We start from the raw sequence: 19,036 nt of genomic DNA, 5'->3' as shown, positions 1-19,036 counted from the left end.
GCCATCGTGCTTGCTGCTGCTAGCAGGTTGCAAGCACTCGGCGGGTGAGCCTGTTCACAGGTGCCCGGCATTTCCTAGTTGCTTGCTTTGATTTGGCAGGATAGCCGCCGTGCCGCCACCGCCCCTGCCCCAGCACCACCCGTCGCCGCGCGAGCTGGACGACCTGGAGCTGCTCTCCGTCGGGGCGCTCGCACCCACGACCGGCTTCAACGAGCCGGGCAGCCCGGTCACGCTGGCCCTGCCCGACGACCTGGCCGCGGCGGTCGCCGCCGGCGGGTCGGTCGAGCTGGTCGACCCCGAGGGCCTCCCCCTCGCCACCGTCACCGGCGGCGCCGACGGCGGAGCCGGCTGGGCGGTCACGCCACTCACCCACGCCCAGTACGGCCCGTTCCGCCGGCTCCACCTCGCGCCGGCCGACGTCCGCAGTCGGTACGCCGGCCGCACGTTCGTCCCGGTCACCGACGCGCTCACCGACCGGCAGGCCGAGCAGCTCGCCGGTCTCGGCGACGTGGTGCTGCTGGCGCTGGTCGGTCGCGGCACCCCCGCCTTCTCCCCCGTCGGCCTGCTGCGCGCCACGCTGCGGGTGGCCGAGCGGCTGGGCGCGGCGGTCGTCGCGGTGCCCCTCGCGGCCCACGAGGACCCGGCGGCCGACCAGGCGCTGCGCCGCCAGGTGCTCGCCAACTACGCCGGCGACGACCCGGTCGTCGAGCTGGCCCGCCGGCGGCACGGTGCTGCCCGAGGTCGCCGACATCGTCCGCGCGGAGCGTCCCGACCCGGCCGAGCAGGGGCTGGTCGTCTTCTTCACCGGCCTGTCCGGCAGCGGCAAGTCCACCCTCGCCCAGGCGTTGATGGACCGGCTGCTCGAGCACGGCGGCCGCACGCTCACCAGCCTCGACGGCGACGTGGTGCGCCGCAACCTCTCCGCCGGCCTCACCTTCTCCAAGGAGGACCGCGAGACCAACATCCGCCGGATCGGCTGGGTGGCGGCCGAGATCGCGCGTCACGGCGGCGTCGCGGTCTGCAGCCCGATCGCGCCGTTCGACAGCACCCGCCAGCAGGTGCGGCGCTACGTCGAGGACGCCGGCGGCGCGTTCTTCCTCGTCCACGTCGCCACCCCGCTGGAGGAGTGCGAGCGGCGCGACCGCAAGGGGCTCTACGCGAAGGCGCGGGCGGGCGAGATCCCCGAGTTCACCGGGATCTCCTCGCCCTACGAGGAGCCCGAGGACGCCGACGTACGCGTCGACACCACCGGCCGCACGATCGACGACGCGCTGTCGGACGTGCTCGTCGCGCTGCGCGACGAGGGCTACCTCGACCTCACCTCCGACGCGTTCGCCGCCGCGGGCCGCGCACCGACGACGACCTCCCCCCGGACGACCGAGCCCGACCCGGCCGCCGACCCCGACCGCCCGCTGACGGTGCTCTACGTCTGCACCGCCAACATCTGCCGCTCCCCCTACATGGAGCTGCGCTCGCGGGCGCTGCAGGACGCGGCGGCCGACGCGCGGACGCGGGTCGAGTTCGCGAGCGCCGGCACCCACGGCTTCGACGCGCACGGCGTCGACCCGACGATGACCGGCGTGCTGGCCGACCGCGGCGTCGGCGGCACCGCGGTCACGCGGTTCCGCAGCCGGCGGCTGGCCGGCGACCTGGTCGCGGCCGCCGACCTGGTGCTCACCGCCGAGGCGAGCCACCGCGCGTTCGTGCTCGAGGAGGCGCCGGCGGCCTTCCGCCGGGTGTTCACGCTGGGGCAGTTCGCCGAGACCGTCGGCCGGCTCGACCCCGAGCTGTACGGCGCCGAGCTGCTCGCCGCGGCCGGCCACCGGCGGGCGGGGGCCGCGGCCGAGCACGACATCGGCGACCCGTTCAACCGCGGCCGCGAGGCGGCGGCCCGCTGCGCCGACCAGATCGACGACCTGCTGCGCGTCGTGCTCCCCCGGCTCCTCGGATCAGGAAGGATCCACCCATGAGCGAGTGGTTCACGCTCGACGCCGGCTCCATCATTGCCGCCGGGTTCCTGGTCGGCATCGTCGTCGGCCTCACCGGCATGGGCGGCGGCGCGCTGATGACGCCGGCGCTGATCTTCCTCGGGGTCGGGCACACGTCGGCGATCGTGACCGCCGACCTGACCGCCGCCGCGATCTACAAGACCGGCGGGGCGATCACCCACGCCCGAGAGGGCTCGCCCAACCTGCGGCTGGCGATGTGGCTGATCGTCGGCTCGGTGCCGATGGCGTTCGTGGGGCCCTACCTCGTCGACGCGCTCACCGAGGACCCCGAGCAGCTCGAGCAGACCCTCAAGCTCTGCATCGGCATCGCGCTGCTGCTCGCGGCGTCGACGTACGCGCTGCGCCTCTACCTCGGTCTCCGCATCGTCCGCCAGGGCGGCCCGCCGCCGGAGCCCAACCCGCGGATCCGGCCGGTGCCGACGCTGCTGGTCGGCATGCTCGGCGGCCTCCTGGTCGGCGTGACCAGCGTCGGCTCCGGGTCGGTCATCATGATCGCGCTGCTGATGCTCTACCCCGGCCTGTCGGCGGTGAAGCTGGTCGGCACCGACCTGGTGCAGGCCGTGCCGCTGGTGCTGAGCGCCGCGATCGCCAACATCCTCATCCACGGCCTCGACTGGGCGCTGCTGGTGCCGCTGGTGATCGGCTCCGTGCCGGGCACGCTGATCGGCTCGCGGCTGGCGCCGAAGGTGCCGCAGTCCTACATCCGCCGCGGCATCGTGATCGTGCTGACGATGTCGGGCGTGGCGCTGCTGTTCAAGGCCGGGTTCCACCCGTTCGGCGAGGGCCAGGAGACGCTGGAGGCGATCGTGGTCGCCGTCGTCGGCCTGGTGATGCTGTTCCTGCTGCCCCTGGTCTGGGGGGTGCTGCGCAAGCAGCACGGGCTGCCGATGTTCGGCGCTCCGACGGTCGCCGAGCTGGAGAACCCGGGCGGCATGCGCCGCGGCGGCGATCGCCAGGGCGGCGCCCGGCAGGCCGGTGGCCGGCCGTCCGGCCGCGCCGGCTAGCCGCGCGTCGTCACGTCCCAGTCCCACAGCGCCGAGACCGGCAGGCCCCACATCCCGGGCCGGTACTTGAAGCCCGCGGCGGCCGTGTTGAGCACGATCCCGCCGCGGAACCGGGAGCCGGCGCGGACGGCGAGCGCCTCCAGCGCCCGGAACTGGTGGGGCCGGAAGCCGGCCGCGGTGCGCACCTCGATGCCGTAGACGGTGTCGTCGGGCAGCTCGACGACCACGTCGACCTCGAGGCCGTTGCGCTCGCGCAGGTGGCCGAGCCGGTAGTCGACCGCGCTCGACCCGCGCTGCCGCAGCAGCTCGGCGATCACCACGCCCTCCAGCAGCGGCGCGAGCCGGCGGCGTCCGGCGAGGTCGGCCAGCGCGTCGGTGCCACCGCCCGAGAGGTGCACGGCGACGGCCGGGTCGTCGAAGACCACGCGGGGGCGGCCGACCGCCCGCTTGGCCACCAGCGCCCGGGTGCCGGGCAGCGCCCGCACCAGGCCGAGGCGCTCCGCGACGTCGAGGTACGCCGACACCGTGGTCGCCGGGATCCCCGCGGCGGCCGCGACCCGGGCCTTGTTGAGCTCGGCCGACGGCGGGCGGGCGAGGGCGGTGACGACCGCCAGCAGCCGGTCGGGGTCGAGCCGGCGGAGGGCGCGGGCGCCGTGGGCGAGCCGGTGGAGCCGGTCGCCGGTGCCGTCCGGCGGCGCCATCAGGTCGACGTACTCCGTCACGCCCCAGGTGGAGCGGACCTCCTCGGGGTCCGACGCGCGCGAGCCGAGGCGGGCGACGAAGTCGGCGGTCACGGGGGCAGCGTAGGGTCGCAGCGGCGAAACTCGTAGATTTGTCTACGCGCGTCCCGCGGATGTCACCCTGACAGGAACCGCATGGCACGATGGCCCGCATGTCCCAGACCCACGCTGACTACCGGTTGAGCCAGCTCGACCAGCTCGAGGCCGAGTCGATCCACATCTTCCGCGAGGTCGCGGCCGAGTTCGAGAAGCCCGTGCTGATGTTCTCGGGCGGCAAGGACTCGATCGTGATGATGCGCCTGGCGGAGAAGGCGTTCTACCCGGCGAAGATCCCGTTCCCGGTGCTGCAGGTCGACACCGGCTACGACTTCCCCGAGGTGCTCGAGACCCGCGACCGCTGGGTGAGCCGGCTCGGTGTGCGGCTGATCGTGGCGAGCGTGGAGCAGGCGATCAAGGACGGCATCGTCGTCGACGACGGCAAGACCAGCCGCAACCGCCTGCAGATCGGCACCCTCCTCAACGCGATCGAGGAGAACGGCTTCACCGCGGCGTTCGGCGGTGGCCGGCGCGACGAGGAGAAGGCGCGCGCCAAGGAGCGGGTCTACTCCCCACCGCGACGAGTTCGGCCAGTGGGACCCCAAGAACCAGCGTCCCGAGCTCTGGAGCCTCTACAACGGCCGCCTGCACGAGGGTGAGCACATGCGGATCTTCCCGATCTCGAACTGGACCGAGCTCGACATCTGGGACTACATCGGCCGCGAGGGCATCGAGATCCCGTCGATCTACTACTCCCACCAGCGCCGCGTGTTCCAGCGCGATGGCATGCTGCTGAGCGAGAGCGAGCACAACCCCCTGCGCGCCGGGGAGTCCGTCGAGGAGCGCACCGTCCGGTTCCGCACCGTCGGCGACCTGACGCTCACCGGGTGCGTCGAGAGCACCGCATCCACGATCGAGGAGATCATCGAGGAGGTCGCGATCGCCCGGGTCACCGAGCGCGGCGCGACCCGCGGTGACGACCGGTTCTCCGAGGCTGCCATGGAGGACCGGAAGAAGGAGGGCTACTTCTGATGAGCACCACCACCAACATGGACCTCCTGCGGTTCGCCACCGCCGGCTCGGTCGACGACGGCAAGTCCACGCTGATCGGGCGCCTGCTGCTCGACTCGAAGTCGATCTTCGAGGACCAGCTCGAGGCGGTCGAGGCGACCAGCCAGTCCAAGGGCTACGACTACACCGACCTGGCGCTGCTGACCGACGGCCTGCGCTCGGAGCGGGAGCAGGGCATCACCATCGACGTGGCCTACCGCTACTTCGCGACGCCCAACCGCAAGTTCATCATCGCCGACACCCCGGGCCACGTGCAGTACACCCGCAACATGGTGACCGGCGCGTCCACCGCCGACCTCGGCCTGGTGCTGGTCGACGCCCGCCAGGGCCTCACCGAGCAGTCGCGCCGGCACGCGGTGATCCTGTCGCTGCTGCGGGTGCCGCACCTGGTGCTCGCGGTGAACAAGATGGACCTCGTCGACTTCTCCCAGGAGGTCTACGACAAGATCCACGCCGAGTTCACCCAGTTCGCCACCAAGCTCAACATCCCGGACCTGCAGGTCATCCCGATCTCGGCGCTCCAGGGCGACAACGTCGTGACCCGCTCGGACAACATGGCGTGGTACTCCGGCCCGACGCTCATGCACCACCTCGAGCACGTCCACGTGGCGTCCGACCGCGACCTGGTCGACGTACGGTTCCCGGTGCAGTACGTCGTCCGGCCCAAGTCCGACGAGTTCCACGACTACCGCGGCTACGCGGGCCAGGTCGCCGGCGGCGTGCTCAAGCCCGGCGACGAGGTCGTCGTGCTGCCCTCGGGGATGACGTCGAAGATCTCCAAGATCGACCTGTTCGACAAGGAGGTCACCGAGGCGTTCCCGCCGATGAGCGTCACCGTGCACCTCGAGGACGACGTCGACGTCTCCCGCGGCGACATGATCGCCCGGATCAACAACGCGCCGAAGCCCAGCCAGGACATCGACGCGATGGTCTGCTGGATGACCACCACCCCGCTGCGGCCCCGCCAGAAGCTGGCGATCAAGCACACCACGCGCACCGGCCGTGCCCTGGTGAAGGACATCCAATACCGCCTCGACGTCAACACGCTGCACCGCGACCAGGACACCAAGGAGCTCGGCGTCAACGAGATCGGCCGCGTCCAGCTGCGCACCACCGTGCCGCTGCTCTGCGACCCCTACTCCAAGAACCGCGCCACCGGCTCGTTCATCCTGATCGACGAGGCGACCGGCGTGACCGTCGGCGCCGGGATGATCAACAGCAGCAGCTGACCCGAGCAAGGCAAGTCAACGTACGACGAGCAGGGGCGGTCCGTCAGGGCCGTCCCTGCAGTCGTAGGAGCAGGTCCCGGTCAGCGCTTCGGCCGGGCGACAGCGAGCACGGCGTTGACCGACAGCTCGCGCTCGGTGATGTCCGGCACCGTCCCACGCACCCGGTCCAACACCTGGGGCGTGAGACGCTCCAGCGTCTCGGGCGAGGAAGGGACCTCGTCCCACCGCTCGATCTCGTAGTACCGCTCGGTGACTTCGCGCAGCTCGTCGAGGCGGACCCGGTTGAGGTTGGTCCGGATGTAGTGGTCCTCGGGCAGGTCCGGCACCAGGTCGATGTGGCGCCAGTCGTACACCTGCTGGTGCCGGGGGTCCGACTCGTCGAGCTGCGCCGGCTGGTTGGGCGCGAGGTGGTGGCCGTTCCAGCAGTAGTAGTTGTGGTGGTGGAACACCACGACGCTGTCGCGGCGGCACAGCCGGGTCAGGCCACGAAGCACTTCGTCGAGGCTCATCAGGTGCTCCGTGACGTTGTGCAGCGCGATCGTGTCGAAGGTCTCCTCGAACGTGGTGTCCTCCGACGAGCTCTGCAGCAGGCGGATCGCCGGGAGTGCTTCGGCGATCTGTCGAGGAGTGACCCCCATGTCCTCCCACTTGCGCACACGCTTGTTCTTGGCGCGGCTGCTGTCGAGCTCCATGGCCGGGTCGAGGCCGGTGTAGCTCTTGGTGCCTGCGATGAGGAACCCCATCCCGTAGCCGCCGAACCCGCACCCCACATCGAGCACCGAGCGGCCTCGGACGTACTGCTGGATGCGGCGGGGCCACGCGATGTAGTCGAACCGGGTCGAGATATCGATCAGGTGCGGATCGTAGTTGCGCAGCGCGGCACGGAGGTCCGAAGCATGGTGGAAGTAAGCGATCGTCGCCTGCAGCCGGTCGCGCGTCCAGTCGGGTCCCGGGCGCATACGTTGGAGTGTTCGAGCGGCCGCCAGCAGCTCGCGGGTCGGCCCCTCCCTCCTCGCCCGCACGTGCTGGGCGTCGACGAGGCGGACCAGCCGCTCCGACTCCGCCGCTGCGCGACCCGCCGCGATCCGCTCGAGCAGCCGCGGCACCGCCGGATGGTCGGGTTCGAGCTCGAGGGCCGCCCGCGCCTCGGACTCCGCCTCGTCGAAGGAACCACTGGCGAGGTGGATCCGGGCTCCGAGGACACGGGCACCGACGTGCCGTGGTCGCCACGCTTTGAACGCGGCGACGAGCGGTGCGGCCACTTCCGGACGGCCGAGCTCGAGCTCCGACCTGGCGAGGAGGACGGCGGCAGCACCACGGGGGTTCTCGGCCACCAGCGGGGCCAGCAGCCGCCGCGCCTCCGTCCAGTTCTTGTCGGCGATGGCGGCCTTCGCTGCGGCCATGGGATCGACGGTCGTCTCTGTCATGCGCTCCCCTAGGAGACCTTGAAGATGTTGCCGTTGGAGATCTGCCGGCTCGCTCGGTCGAGCCGGAACCGGTTCCCGCGCGGATCGTCTGCGTCGTCGAGCAGGTCGGCGTAGACGCGTTCCACCTCGCGCAGCGCATCCATCGCTTCGTTCTTTCGTCCCTTGAGCGCCATCAGGTAGGCGCGGGACAGAGCGAGGTGGTACTCGTACCGGCGCTCGATGCCGCCGTACTCGATCGCGTCGTGGAGCTGGAGGCACTCCTCGTAGGTGCCCACGAGGAACGGGTCGACCTCGGCGATGTCAGCAGGGACCGCCTTGACGCTCCGGTAGACGGAGCTGGTGAACACCTGTCCCTCCCACCGGAAGTAGTCCTTCAGGTAGCCCATCGTGACCCTGATCCACGGCAGCCGGTCGAAGAAGAAGTCCTGGTGGACGAGGGTCGACCCGCCGCCGATCAGCGCCGGGAGGAACTCCTTCGACACGTGGGCGTTCAGCCGTGCTGTCTTGCAGACGTCGATGAACGCGATCTCGATGGGCGCACCGCTCCAGCGCTCCTTCTGCAGGTCGCCGATGTGGAGGGCCACCAGGTCCCGGTAGGGAGCGACGGTGTCCTCGAGGATCTGGACGAAGCTGTCGCCGAGCCGGTACTCGGTGCCCGCATACACCCGTCGACGGTCGACCCGGTCGCTCTGCGGCGCCGGTAGGTAGCCGAGCTCGTACCCGTGGATCGGCTTCCCGTCGGGGAACCGGTCGCCGGGCACGTCCTCGATGACCGAGCCTGCCAGCATCCCTTGGGCCTCCGCGACGAGGGACGACCCGAAGAAGCTGCCACCGTCGACCACCGCGCCCTCTCCGGACCAGGTTCGGCGTAGCAGCTCGTGCAGCAGCGCTCGTTCGCCGATCGACAGCATGCCCGGGGCGATCTCTGCCGCTCGTAGCCGGGCGGCCGCCGCCGGGACGTCGAGCGCCTTGAGGAACGGACCTCCGAAGATCCCCCTGCCGAGTCGTTCCCACGTCATCCTCGCCTCCACCATCTCCTCTTCCTCGCGGCGCGGCGCTGGTCACCGCGATGGACCCCGGGCTCGACGACCCGACGGAGCATCGGCCCGGCGGACAGGTCGAGCCGCAGCCCGCCCCGGTAGACGCGGGTGTGGCTCTCCCAGATCCGAAGGTGGAGGTCGGCGCGCTCCATGTGCTCGGGTAGGACGGGGATGCGGAACACGTGCCGCCCCCTACCGGGAACGTCCTCGAGGGATCGGTCGGTGCCGTCAGCGCGGACCATCAGCAGCGGCTCGGCGGCCGACATCAGGACGACGTGGAGGATCCGATCGCGGTCCTCGCGGTCCCATGCCCAGCCGGTCAGCCAGTCACCTGTGCGCCAGCCGTCGTGGGCGTACGGAGGCTGCAGTCCCGAGCGGGGGTGATCGGCGCGGGCAGCGTCGGCGGTGGACTCACGAGGAGGGCGCGGCTGCGCTCGAGCACCTCGACCGGGTCGGTGTCGGCCCGCAGCTTCAGGGCGTCTCGCGCCGCCCGGACAGCCCGCTCGACGTCGTCGTCGACCGAGGCGGTCGCGGTGAGCTCGAAGCCGACATCGGTGGGGGGCAGCGGGTTCGTCGGCAACCGGATCCGTCGGGTCAGATGCTGACCCGGCGGCGACAGGCTGTGGCACCGGCCACCGCACCGGGACGCTGTGGACGAGGTCGGTGAGCGCGCCAGCGGAGAGGACCGGTGTTCGGCCGGCGACCGCGAAGGTGCGGGCTCCGATCTTGTTGACGCGGAGGAAGGTGTTGCGGATCTTGACCTCGCCGTCGTAAAGACCCCAGGTCAACGGGTACGAGCTACCCGCCTCCCAGTCGGTCGGCACCTGGAACCGCGACACCGTCACGTGGTCCTCACTGCCCTCCTCACCGCGCGTCGCAACGAGCGTGACCGGCACTGCCTCGCCTCGGACGATGAGCCGGCGCTCGCCGAGGCCGCGGGCGTAGAGCCACAGCTCGTCGGTGCGGCAGTCGAGCCCGACGACGAGCCGCCGTTGCCGAGCAGCGGCGACGTCCTCGGGGTCCCAGGTCGCTGGCAGGAGCCATTGACTCTCGCCGTCGTCGGTTACGCCGCCGCGCAGCATGCGCTCGTCGACCCCGCCGGACGTCCGGCCGGGGTGCAGGGCGGCGAGCAGGACCTTCCGCTGCGCGAGCGTCGAGCGGTCGATCATCGGCTTCGCCTTGAGGTAGGCGTGCATCGGATCGGTGTGGAAGGCCCGTGACTCCTCGGCGGCTGACTCCCCAGGAGAGGAGCTGCTCGGGAAGGACCAACAGCTCGTGGCCGGCCTCGGTCGCGCGGGTGACGTACTCATGAACCAGTCCGTGGCGAGCGTCGTACGGCTCGAACCCCCGACCGCGTCGAACGTCTCGCGCCGAAACGCGAACACCTCCGGCCCGTAGGCGCGGGACGTGAGCACCTGTGACGCCACGTCTCCTCCGAGCGGCATGCCCACGGTCGCGTCGTCAGTGGCGAAGAACGCCGTGAACAAGCAGCCGGGCCGGTGGGTCAGCGCGCGGCGCGCGGCGTCGAGGTAGCCGAGCCGCGGCACCGCGCTCGCGCCGTGCGAGACGACGACCGCGTCGGCGCGTCCTTCCGCCACCAGGCGGTCGAGTGCGCTTCCCGCCGTCTGGCCGGTGCAGTTGACCACCTTCACGCTCACGCCCGCGGACTCGAGAGCGAGGCCGGCCTTGTCGACCTCGGCACGGACGGCGCCGTCGTTGTAGCCCAGGACCACCTGGTCGGGCGCCTCGGCGTAGAACGCCTTGACCAGGTCGTCGAGCACATCACCGCGACGAGCCAGTGCGACGTAGGCGATCGACGCGACTTCGGAACCGGGGCGGTCCACGCCGGCCGTGAGCAGCTCCACCGCCCGTCCCCGGCCCTCCCGTTCGATGAGCTCGGCCACGTAGGCGTGGAACCCGTACCAGACGCGGAGGTTCTGCTCGTTGGAGAAGCGCGGCCGGGCGATGACCTGGCCGTCGCGGATGGCGTGCTCCATGCGATCGGCGAGCGCCTGCGCGGTCGGCTCCACCAGGCAGGTCGGGTGGTCCTCTTCAGCGACGAGCTCGGGCGTCCCTCCGACGGCAGTGGCAATGAACGGGACCCGCTGCTCGAGCGTCTCGTAGACCGCCATGCTGGAGTTCTCGATGAGCGAGGGCATCACCGCGATGACGTCCTTCTCGCAGAGCAGCTCGAGGGCTTCGGGCTGGTTCCTGTCGGTCACGACGGTGACCGGACACGCCCAGGTGCGCGACTTCTCCGCGACGTACTCCTCCGGCGTGATCCCGCCCTGCGCGGGCAGCCTGCCGCTCCACTTCCCGAGGAAGGTCACCGACGAGGGCACCTCGCCCCGCTCGTGCAGCAGATCCACGGCCGTGCAGAAGATCTCGATGCCCTTGCGCTGCTCGAGGCGCCCGAAGAAGACGAGGTCGCGGGTCCGCACGACGTCGCCGTGCCGGCGCGGGGGTCCAGGCCGGCGGTCGGTCACGGCGACGTTCGAGAAGTCGACGATGTTGGGCTGCACGTGGACGTGGTCGTCGGGTATCCGGTAACCGACCCGCTCCATGAACGACAAGAGGTGGGCTGAGCCGCCGACCACTCGATCGGCCAGCTCCACGCACTTCTGCTCCGCGTACGCGGCGGCGAGGAGGTTCGGCTCGGTGATCGGCTGCATCTGGTAATGACGGTTCCAGATGTAGGGCGAGGAGGTCTTGACCAGGAAAAAGGGTCTCCCGGAACGCGAGGCCGAGTCGCTTGGCCATGAGCGCGTACACCAGCCCGCCACGCCACTCGGAGGTGTGGACGACGTCGAACGGTTCCTGCTCACGGAGCCACTCGTAGGCGCTGGCGTAGCGACGCTGCCACGTGGCTGCCGCACTCCAGACGGGAGTCTCGGGAATGTCGAGGTAGTGCAGCGCCACGCCGTGCTGGGCGTAGTGGTCGACCCAGTGCTCCGGCGTCTCGTCCTGCACGACAGGCCCCTTGAGGAACAGCACGTGCACCTCGTGCCCCTCGGCAGCGAGCCCCCTTGGCGAGGTGCGCGTACGTCGAGGCGATGCCTCCGTTGCGCACCGGTCCGATGATCTCCTCGGTCACGATCGCCACGCGCAACCGACTTGCGGCCTCGCTCAGGCCGACAGCATCGATCCCGGGGAATCTGCGTACCTTGAAGTCATCGCGTTGCATCTGTCCTCCGAGACAGGACCCCCATGCGGCCGTGCTTCTGCGGCCGTGCCGAGGAGGCGGCACGGTCGCTGCGTGGTACCCGGATGTTCTTTACTTTATCCATCGCCTACCGATTGGCTAGGCTGCGCCGACCTCGTCGACCTCGGGAGAGATGACCGCTCATGAGCGAGCACCGGCCTGCTTCCGCGCATCGGACGAGACGGGCGGGTCCCCTGCGCCTGGCCAAGCGCCACCCGGCGCTGTCGGTCCTGTGCGTGCTGGCTCTGGCCCTCCTCGTCGGCGTCGGCGGCTGGGTCTGGGTGCTCAACAGCCGTCTCGGAGACATCCCTCGGTTCGATGCCGAGCTGGACCGTCCGGGGCGCCCGGAACGGGTGGAGGGCAGCGCGCTCAACGTGCTGCTCGTCGGCGTCGACGCTGGTCCCGGTCACGACCTGCGGGAGCAGCTGCAGACCGGCGACTGGGTCGAGGGCAGCTTTCGCAGCGACACGATGATGGTCTGGCACCTGTCGGAAGACCGCGACTCCAGCCAGGTGGTGTCGCTCCCCCGCGACGCCTGGGTCGAGATCCCCGGCCGGGGCCGGGCCAAGCTCAACGCGGCGTTCTCCTTCGGCGGCCCTCGTCTGTTGGCACACACTCTCGAAGAGACGGCCGGCGTCTTCGTCGACCACGTGGTGGTCGTCGACTTCGAGGGCTTCGCCGAGGTCACCGAGACGCTCGGTGGGGTCGAGGTGCCGATGGCCGACGGGACCACCAGCCGGCTCGAGGGTGCAGAGGCGCTCGCTTACGTGCGGGACCGCAAGTCGCTTCCCGAAGGCGACTTCGACCGGATCGACCGCCAGCAGCACTTCCTCCGCGCGGTCCTCGAGCAGGCCGTCTCCGGTTCGCGGACCAATCCACTGCGGCTCACCGGCCTGGTCGGAGATCTCGCCGAGCTGGTGGTCCTCGACTCCGAGTTCGACCAAGGCCTCATCCGGAGCCTGGCGATGACCATCACCCGGAAGGGCGCCGGCGAGTTCACCTGGCTGACCGCTCCGCACCACGGCACGGCGACCATCGACGGGCAGAGCGTCGTGGAGCTGGACGTACGGGCGACTCGGGCCCTCTTCCAGGCGATCGCCAGGGACGACTTCGAGAGGTACCGGCGCACCCACGACGTCGACCTCCTCCCGCCCCCGACCGAGTCGATTGACCCGCTCGACGAAGTTATCAGATCCGGCGCCGTCGCGGCCTGCGTAACGCAGGAGTCGTCCAAAGGTCACGCGCACAGACCTACTGTTAGGTAAGTCACCCGTCCCGGCGCCACTGGGGCGGGCGCGGCCGGTGGGGGATCGGTCGCGGGGACCCGGCTCCAACGGGTCCGGGGGCACGGGGAGGGCTCATGCCCGGACGAGCCGATCGCGATCGGGTCGCAGGGGCGGTCGACGCTGCGCTCGCGCGCTCGCGCGCCGACACCGACGACCCGCAGGCGGCGACCTGGCGTCGGTTCGAGCAGCTCGTCGAGAGCAAGGCGTGGCGGCAGGCGAAGGACGAGGAGCGGGCCGCGTGGGCCAACCTCGTCTGCCTGTGCGTCGACGCCGAGGCCGAGGACGTGCTCACGCTCAACACGCTGATCCGCACCCTCGGCCACGAGCCGCTCGCCTCCGTGCAGGACCGGCTCGACGAGCTCCTCGGCCACGGCCCCGACCAGCCGGTGCTCTCCGGCGTGCTGGCGCTGCTCGACCGGGAGCAGGCGATGTGCGACGCCCTGGTCGACGCCGGCCTCGACATCGAGGAGGCCACCGAGGTCGCCGAGCTCAACCACCACCACGCGTCGTGGCTGATCCTCGTCGGGATCGGCGACCCCCGGCCGAGCCGGCGGCAGCCGTGGAGCGACCACCTCGAGCGGCTGGTCGAGTCGCACAGCGTCGCCGACTGGCGGGCGCTGGTGGCTCCGGTGGCGCTCAACCCGTGGGGTCCCGCCGCCGACCGGCTGGTCGAGCTGGCTCGTCGTACGGCGCGTGACGACGTCGCCCGGGCGGTCCAGCAGTTCCAGGTCGTTTACCGCGAGCGCCAGGAGCAGCGGGAGCGGGAGCACGTCGCGCTCGAGATCCGGCGGCTGGTCGCGATCAGCGGCCTCACCCAGCGCGACTTCGCGGCCTACGTCGGCACGTCGGCCTCGCGCCTCTCGACGTACATCTCCGGCAAGGTGACGCCGTCGGCGGCGATGCTGCTGCGGATCCGGCGGGCCGCCCACGCGCTGCAGGAGGAGAAGCGCGCCTGAGCGGGGAACGGCGACGGCCCGCCGCCGGTGTGGTGACCGGCGGCGGGCCGTCGTGGTGCTCGGCCTCCCCTACCGCTTGCGGAAGGTGAAGACGTCGCGGTCGGCGCGGTGGCCGGCGTCGCCCTTGTAGACCGCGACCACCCGGTAGCGGCCCTTCTTCAGCCGCGGCGGCAGCGTGCACGACGCCTTGCCGTTGCGCACCTTCGCCACGCATAGCTGCTTACCGCCGCGGTTGAAGGTCACCGTGCCGGTGGCGGTGCGCGCCAGGGTGGCGCGGAGCACGACCCGGGCGCCGGGCGGGACGACCTTGCGGCTGGCCCCCGCGTCGACGCGGGCGTCCCGCTTGGCCGGCGCCCGCACGTCGAGCACGAACGACCGCTGCGAGGGCGCGTGCTCCTCGTCGCCGGAGAACGCCGCGGTCACCACGTGGTCACCCGGCGCCGGCAGGGTGAGCACGCGGCACGACGCGCTGCCGTCGGTCACGACCGCCTCGCAGAGCACCTCCTCGCCGGCGAGGAACTGCACGCTACCCGTGGCCGCGGCCGGTGAGACCTGAGCCGTGAGCCGCAGCCGCTTGCCGAACGTCGCCGTGGCGTTCCTGACCGTCACCCGGGTCGCGACCCGGTCGTCCACCGGCTCCACGACCCGCACCACGCGGGGTACGACGACCTGGTTGCCGTTGTCGTCGGCCACCAGGTAGGTCAGCGCGTAGGACCCCGGCTCCGCCGTGTCGACCGACCCGATCACCTCGACCCGGTCGAGCAGGTCGCCGTCGCTGTCGTCGGTGGCGGTGACGCCCGCCAGCGGGTCGAACACCTCCCCCACCTCCAGCTCGGTGCCGGCCGGCACCGTCAACACCGGCGGCGTGGCGTCGGTGCCGGCGGCCGTCGCGACGAACACCGTGCCGAACTGGCGCAGCCCGCGGATCGGCTCACCGTCGGCGGTGCGGCTGTCCGACACCCAGGCGTAGACCTCGCCCTCCGTCAGCCCGGACCACTCGACGGTGGCCGGCCAGCCCGAGCGGGCGGTCGCCTCGCCGATCACGGTGTCGGTCGGCGTGACCACGGTCAGCGCGTCGGTCTCGAACGTGGTGGTGCGGGTCGACAGGTCGACCGGCAGCACCAGGTTGTCCTCCGCGCCGTTGTAGCGCTTGCGGTCGTCGTACTCCGTCGCCCCGAAGTCGTCCAAGAACGGCGAGTAGGTGTCGATGCTCACCTCCGACCGCTCGACGTCGAACTGCAGCAGCCGCAGCCAGCTCGCACCGAACTGGAGCAGGTCGCTCGCCCGGTGGTCGGACGTCCCGTCGCCGTCGAGGTCGATGGTGCCGTCGGCCGCCACCTTCTCCGGCCACAGCTCACCCGCGGTCACCTTGTAGAACTGGTAGTCCGCAAGCAGCTCGACCACGTTGTGCGCCACCGTGGCGCCGATGTCGGTCTTGAGGTTGGTGCCGACACCGTGCTCGTGGCCCGCGAGGACCAGGAACACGTTGGGGTTGTCGAGCACCACCTCGTCGTAGAGCCGCGAGCCGTCGACGGAGAAGCCGGCGCCCCGGCCGTCCGGCGCGGTCGACGGCGCGATGTAGGCGTGGCTGATCAGGATGCCGTTGCGGTCGGGGAACCGCTCGAACACCGAGCTCGCCCAGTCCGCCTCCTCCTGGGTGACACCGTAGGACAGGCCGACCGCGACGAAGTCGAGACCGCCGGCGGAGAACAGCACGTAGTTGTTCTGGTTGTCCCGGCCGCGGGTGACGGTGTTGCCCTGCTCGTCGGTCGTCTCGTCCCAGGCGTGGTACGACGCGCCCTCCGGCCACGCCTGCGACGCGTCGTAGTAGCGGTCGGGGCCGTAGTACTCGTTGAACCGCGAGTCCGGACCGGTCGCGCGGCCGAGCTGGTTGTCGTGGTTGCCCGCGACCACCTGGTTGACCACGCCGGCGTCGTCGAGCCGCGCCTGCGCCTCCGACGTGAACTCGTACTCGCGCACCGCCTGCTCGTCCAGCCCCGGCCAGAGCAGGTTGCCGTCGGGGCCGGTCGCCAGCGGGTCGTTGTACTCGTTCTCGATGATGTCGCCGCTGTGGGCGGTGTAGGCGATCTTGCGCTCGTCGGCGTTGTCGGCGATCCACTGGGTGCTCGACTCGTAGGCCGCCGCCCAGAGGGCGCGCTCCTCCTCCAGCATCACGTCCGACGGCTCCTGCACGCCGTCCCAGTCGTCGTAGGTGCCGCCGCCGGCGCCCTCGGCGAGGTACTGGGTGTCGGTGAAGTGGGCGAAGGAGAAGTCGTAGTCGCCCGGCTCCTCGAACCGGTCCTTGTCGGCCGTCGCCCGCTCGTCGCGCGGCGCCAGGTCGTCGGCGAACGGGTCGACGCCGGTGACCATGACGTGCACGACGCCGTCGTCGACGAACGCCTCGTGACGCAGCAGGCCCGCGAGCACGGTCTCGCCCTCGGCGTTGCCACGGGCGGAGGCCAGCTCGACCCACCGCTCGGTGTCGGTGCGCCATGCCCGCAGCGCGACCGAGCGGGCGGGGTCGACGGTGCCGCTCCACACGACCCGCCGGCCGGCGGCCGCGCCGTCGACCTCCACGTCGAACCGCTGGAACGGGATGTCGCCGCTGGTCGGGCTCGCGGTGGTCTCGCCGTCGTCGGGCTCCTGCGCGCCGGGGACCTCGCCGCCCTCGTCGTACTCGAACTCGAGGCTGGTCGGCACCCGCCGCACCACGCCCTGGAAGCCGTCCTCGGCGACCGAGGCGGTGGCCTCGCGGAAGGTCGTCGTGACGTCGCTGCCGTCGGGGCTGTCGGCGATCGCGGACAGCGACACCGAGCCGCCGCCCTGCCCGTCGTCGGTGCCGCCGCCGGTGGGGATGGTGGCGGAGGTGAACGGGATCTCCCAGCGGTAGGCGTCGCCGAAGACGCTGGTCGCGGTGACCACGACCTGGTGGTCGCCCGACCGCAGGCCGGCGCCGATCTCCTGGCCCTGCTCGATCGGCTCGCCGTCGAGGGTCGCGGCCCAGCCGGTCGCGTTCTCGGCCTTGGCGACGTCGAGCTCGAAGACCGTCGGCTCGGTCAGGTGCGCACCGGCCTCCGGCGAGCTGGCGACCAGCTCGACACCGGCCGGCGGCACGCCGCCCAGCTCGCGGGCGTACGCCGCGGCGACCTCGGCGCCGTCGAGCGCCTGGCTCCAGACCCGGCTGCTCGAGAACACCGCGGGTGCGAAGAACTGGGCGCCGGTGTTGTTGTTGGTGTCGCCGCCGACGACGAACCGCGGCCGGCCGTTGACCGACGGCAGCGTCAGCGCGCCGGTCGCGGGGGTCTCGGCGGAGAGGACACCGTTGACGTAGAGCCGGATCGCGGCGCCGTCCCAGGTGGCGAGGACGTGGTACCAGCGGTTGGCCTGGATCTGCGCGCGGGCGTTCTTGTAGGAGCCGCCGATGTGGGCCATCAGGCCGACCTGGTCGTCGTTGACGTAGATCGAGTAGCCGCCGGCCTCCTTGCTGGAGCACAGCGCCTTCTCGGCGGTGACCGGCAGGTCGGTCGTCAGCCGGAACGTGCACTCGATCGACACGCTCTCGCTGATCGCCGGCCACTGCTCGCCGAACGCATAGCTGTAGGCGTCGTCGAAGCCGTCGGTGGTGGCGGTCGGCTTGCCGAGCGCCGGGTCGGGCGCGACGACCGGCGAGCCGAACGTGCTCACCGCGAGGTCCTGCGCGGCGTCGGCCGGCGTGCCGTCGGAGAAGTCGACGGAGAGGATGTCGGCCTCCGGCACCTGCACGGCGAAGCCGTACGACGCCGCCGCCTCGTGCACCTGGGCGGCGTTGAGCGGCTGCGACCAGACCCGGCTCGCCACGAACGACGCCGGCGGGGCGTACTGGCCGACGCCGCTCGGCGCCGCGTCGGCGCCGATCGCGAACCGGTGCGCGGCCGGGTTGGGCGGCACGGTCAGCGCGCCGGTGGCCGGCGTGGAGCCGACCGGGGCGCCGTCGACGTACAGGGTCAGCGTGGTGCCGTCCCAGACCGACATCGCGTGGTGCCACTCGTGGCCCTCGATCGGCGTCAGCACCGTCTGGTAGCCGCCGCCGATGTGGGCCATCGTGCCGAGGTTGCCGCCGGTGACGTAGACCGACAGGCCGCCGGCCTCCTTGGAGGAGCAGAGGTCCTTCTCGTTGCCGATCGGCATGTCGGTGTCGATGCGGAACACGCACTCGACCGCGAACCCGCTGGTGAGCTCGTCCCACTGACCGGCCCAGTCGAAGGCGATCGCGTCGTCGGCGAGCTGCGGGTTCGCCGCGGGCGCGGTCACCCGCATGATGTCGCCGTGCTCGGGGTCGGTCTCGAAGGTCGGCGTGCCCCACGTGTCGACCGCGAGGCCCTGCGCGTGGTCGGTCGGCGTACCGCCGGCGAAGTCGGCGTCGAGCAGGTCGGCGTCGGGAACCTCCACGGCCGCCGCGGCGATCGTGGGGGCGGTGGTGGGTGTGGCCGGTGTGGCCTGGGTCGGTGCGGCCTGGCTCGGTGCGGTGAGCAGGCCGCCGGCGGCGACCGTCAGCCCGAGCGCCGCAGCCGCGAGGACGCGGCTACGACGATGCTGGCGTGGGGACACGTGTTGTCTCCTCGGGGTTGGTGGTTGCGGTGGTGGGGTGGGCTTGGGAGCGGCGGCGGCGGGCGACGAGCGCCGCGGTGAGGCCGGCCAGGAGGAGGGCGCCGAGGACGCCGCCGAGCTGGAGGGCGGCGCTGCGGCCGAGGTGGTCGTCGGCCTGGGTGGCCGGGTCTTCGACGTCTGCAGGGTCGGCCGCGGGACTGGTGGCGGGGCCGGCGGGCAGCTCGAACCGGTGGGTCTCCGTCGTGCTGCCGTAGACCGCGCGCTGGCCGTCGGGGCCGGTGGCGAGGGTGCGGTAGGCCGGGTGGAGGTCGGTGAGCGTCCGCACCGTGACGCTCGCCGCGGTGACCGGCACGGCGCAGGTGAACTCCAGGCGCGCGCCGTCGCGCTGCAGGTCGTCGGTCACCGACGTGACCTCGCCGGTGCAGGCGGCGCCGCCGGCCTCGACGGCG

The 19,036-nt window shown here is 71.6% G+C and carries 13 protein-coding genes and 1 pseudogene; 7 read left to right on the top strand and 7 right to left on the bottom strand.

Annotated elements, in window-relative coordinates; genetic code table 11:
• Window positions 1–19: 19 nt before the first annotated feature.
• Window positions 20–751 (bottom strand): hypothetical protein, encoded by a 732-nt coding sequence (locus MF408_RS13235; RefSeq protein ID WP_240248094.1) that lies wholly within the window; start codon window positions 749–751, stop codon window positions 20–22.
• Here MF408_RS13235 and cysC point away from each other — a divergent pair.
• The gene (cysC, locus tag MF408_RS13230) at window positions 729–1,970 is read left to right on the top strand and encodes an adenylyl-sulfate kinase (protein WP_240248093.1); all 1,242 of its coding nucleotides are present in this window, start codon (window positions 729–731) and stop codon (window positions 1,968–1,970) included. The genes MF408_RS13235 and cysC overlap by 23 nt on opposite strands.
• On the top strand, window positions 1,967–3,013 hold the full coding sequence (locus MF408_RS13225) for a sulfite exporter TauE/SafE family protein (protein WP_240248092.1): 1,047 nt from the start codon (window positions 1,967–1,969) through the stop codon (window positions 3,011–3,013). The genes cysC and MF408_RS13225 overlap by 4 nt, the downstream gene beginning before the upstream one ends.
• Here MF408_RS13225 and MF408_RS13220 read toward each other — a convergent pair.
• Complete coding sequence (locus MF408_RS13220; RefSeq protein ID WP_240248091.1) at window positions 3,010–3,807, bottom strand: DUF4143 domain-containing protein; 798 nt, start codon at window positions 3,805–3,807, stop codon at window positions 3,010–3,012. The two genes, MF408_RS13225 and MF408_RS13220, sit on opposite strands and share 4 nt — an antisense overlap.
• Before the next feature lie 89 nt (window positions 3,808–3,896).
• Between MF408_RS13220 and MF408_RS13215 the strand changes: the two are divergent.
• The 3 genes and pseudogenes from MF408_RS13215 to cysN all read left to right on the top strand — a co-directional run.
• Window positions 3,897–4,304 (top strand): annotated as a pseudogene (locus tag MF408_RS13215) (phosphoadenosine phosphosulfate reductase family protein); the annotation flags it as partial.
• A gap of 7 nt (window positions 4,305–4,311) precedes the next feature.
• Complete coding sequence (gene cysD / locus MF408_RS13210; protein WP_240248090.1) at window positions 4,312–4,821, top strand: sulfate adenylyltransferase subunit CysD; 510 nt, start codon at window positions 4,312–4,314, stop codon at window positions 4,819–4,821.
• Window positions 4,821–6,089, top strand: a complete 1,269-nt coding sequence (cysN, locus tag MF408_RS13205; protein WP_240248089.1) for a sulfate adenylyltransferase subunit CysN — start codon at window positions 4,821–4,823, stop codon at window positions 6,087–6,089. The genes cysD and cysN overlap by 1 nt, the downstream gene beginning before the upstream one ends.
• Window positions 6,090–6,169: 80 nt before the next feature.
• Here the strand turns inward: cysN and MF408_RS13200 are convergent, their stop codons facing one another.
• Genes MF408_RS13200 through MF408_RS13190 form a run of 3 tightly spaced genes read right to left on the bottom strand, consistent with a single transcriptional unit; the run spans window position 6,170 to window position 11,228 of the window.
• On the bottom strand, window positions 6,170–7,492 hold the full coding sequence (locus tag MF408_RS13200) for a methyltransferase (RefSeq protein ID WP_240248088.1): 1,323 nt from the start codon (window positions 7,490–7,492) through the stop codon (window positions 6,170–6,172).
• 32 nt (window positions 7,493–7,524) lie between these two features.
• Entirely contained in the window at window positions 7,525–8,535 is a 1,011-nt protein-coding gene (locus MF408_RS13195; protein WP_240248087.1) for a hypothetical protein, read from the bottom strand.
• Entirely contained in the window at window positions 8,532–11,228 is a 2,697-nt protein-coding gene (locus MF408_RS13190; RefSeq protein WP_240248086.1) for a glycosyltransferase, read from the bottom strand. Before MF408_RS13190 ends, MF408_RS13195 begins: the two co-directional genes overlap by 4 nt.
• Before the next feature lie 766 nt (window positions 11,229–11,994).
• Here MF408_RS13190 and MF408_RS13185 point away from each other — a divergent pair.
• Together MF408_RS13185 and MF408_RS13180 are read left to right on the top strand one after the other, a co-directional pair.
• Window positions 11,995–13,023, top strand: a complete 1,029-nt coding sequence (locus MF408_RS13185) for an LCP family protein (RefSeq protein ID WP_240248085.1) — start codon at window positions 11,995–11,997, stop codon at window positions 13,021–13,023.
• Between the two features lie 95 nt (window positions 13,024–13,118).
• A complete protein-coding gene (locus MF408_RS13180) occupies window positions 13,119–14,000 on the top strand; it encodes a helix-turn-helix transcriptional regulator (protein ID WP_240248084.1) in 882 nt (293 codons plus the stop codon).
• A gap of 69 nt (window positions 14,001–14,069) precedes the next feature.
• On the opposite strand, the gene MF408_RS13175 is transcribed toward MF408_RS13180, so the two are convergent.
• Together MF408_RS13175 and MF408_RS13170 are read right to left on the bottom strand one after the other, a co-directional pair.
• Complete coding sequence (locus MF408_RS13175) at window positions 14,070–18,587, bottom strand: LamG-like jellyroll fold domain-containing protein (RefSeq protein ID WP_240248083.1); 4,518 nt, start codon at window positions 18,585–18,587, stop codon at window positions 14,070–14,072.
• Entirely contained in the window at window positions 18,562–18,990 is a 429-nt protein-coding gene (locus MF408_RS13170) for a hypothetical protein (RefSeq protein ID WP_240248082.1), read from the bottom strand. The genes MF408_RS13175 and MF408_RS13170 overlap by 26 nt, the downstream gene beginning before the upstream one ends.
• Between the last annotated feature and the right edge of the window lie 46 nt (window positions 18,991–19,036).

Origin of the sequence: Nocardioides sp. TF02-7, assembly GCF_022437945.1 — a bacterium.
In the GTDB taxonomy this organism is placed as follows: domain Bacteria; phylum Actinomycetota; class Actinomycetes; order Propionibacteriales; family Nocardioidaceae; genus Nocardioides.
Note: the sequence above shows the minus strand (reverse complement) of the source record. Positions and strands in the feature narration are given on the sequence as shown.

Coding starts and splice junctions, on each gene's coding strand:
- MF408_RS13235 (WP_240248094.1), bottom strand. CDS start 751: ATGTCGGCGACCTCGGGCAGCACCGTGCCGCCGGCGGGCCAGCTCGAC.
- MF408_RS13225 (WP_240248092.1), top strand. CDS start 1,967: ATGAGCGAGTGGTTCACGCTCGACGCCGGCTCCATCATTGCCGCCGGG.
- cysN (WP_240248089.1), top strand. CDS start 4,821: ATGAGCACCACCACCAACATGGACCTCCTGCGGTTCGCCACCGCCGGC.
- MF408_RS13200 (WP_240248088.1), bottom strand. CDS start 7,492: ATGGCCGCAGCGAAGGCCGCCATCGCCGACAAGAACTGGACGGAGGCG.
- MF408_RS13195 (WP_240248087.1), bottom strand. CDS start 8,535: ATGACGTGGGAACGACTCGGCAGGGGGATCTTCGGAGGTCCGTTCCTC.
- MF408_RS13190 (WP_240248086.1), bottom strand. CDS start 11,228: ATGCAGCCGATCACCGAGCCGAACCTCCTCGCCGCCGCGTACGCGGAG.
- MF408_RS13180 (WP_240248084.1), top strand. CDS start 13,119: ATGCCCGGACGAGCCGATCGCGATCGGGTCGCAGGGGCGGTCGACGCT.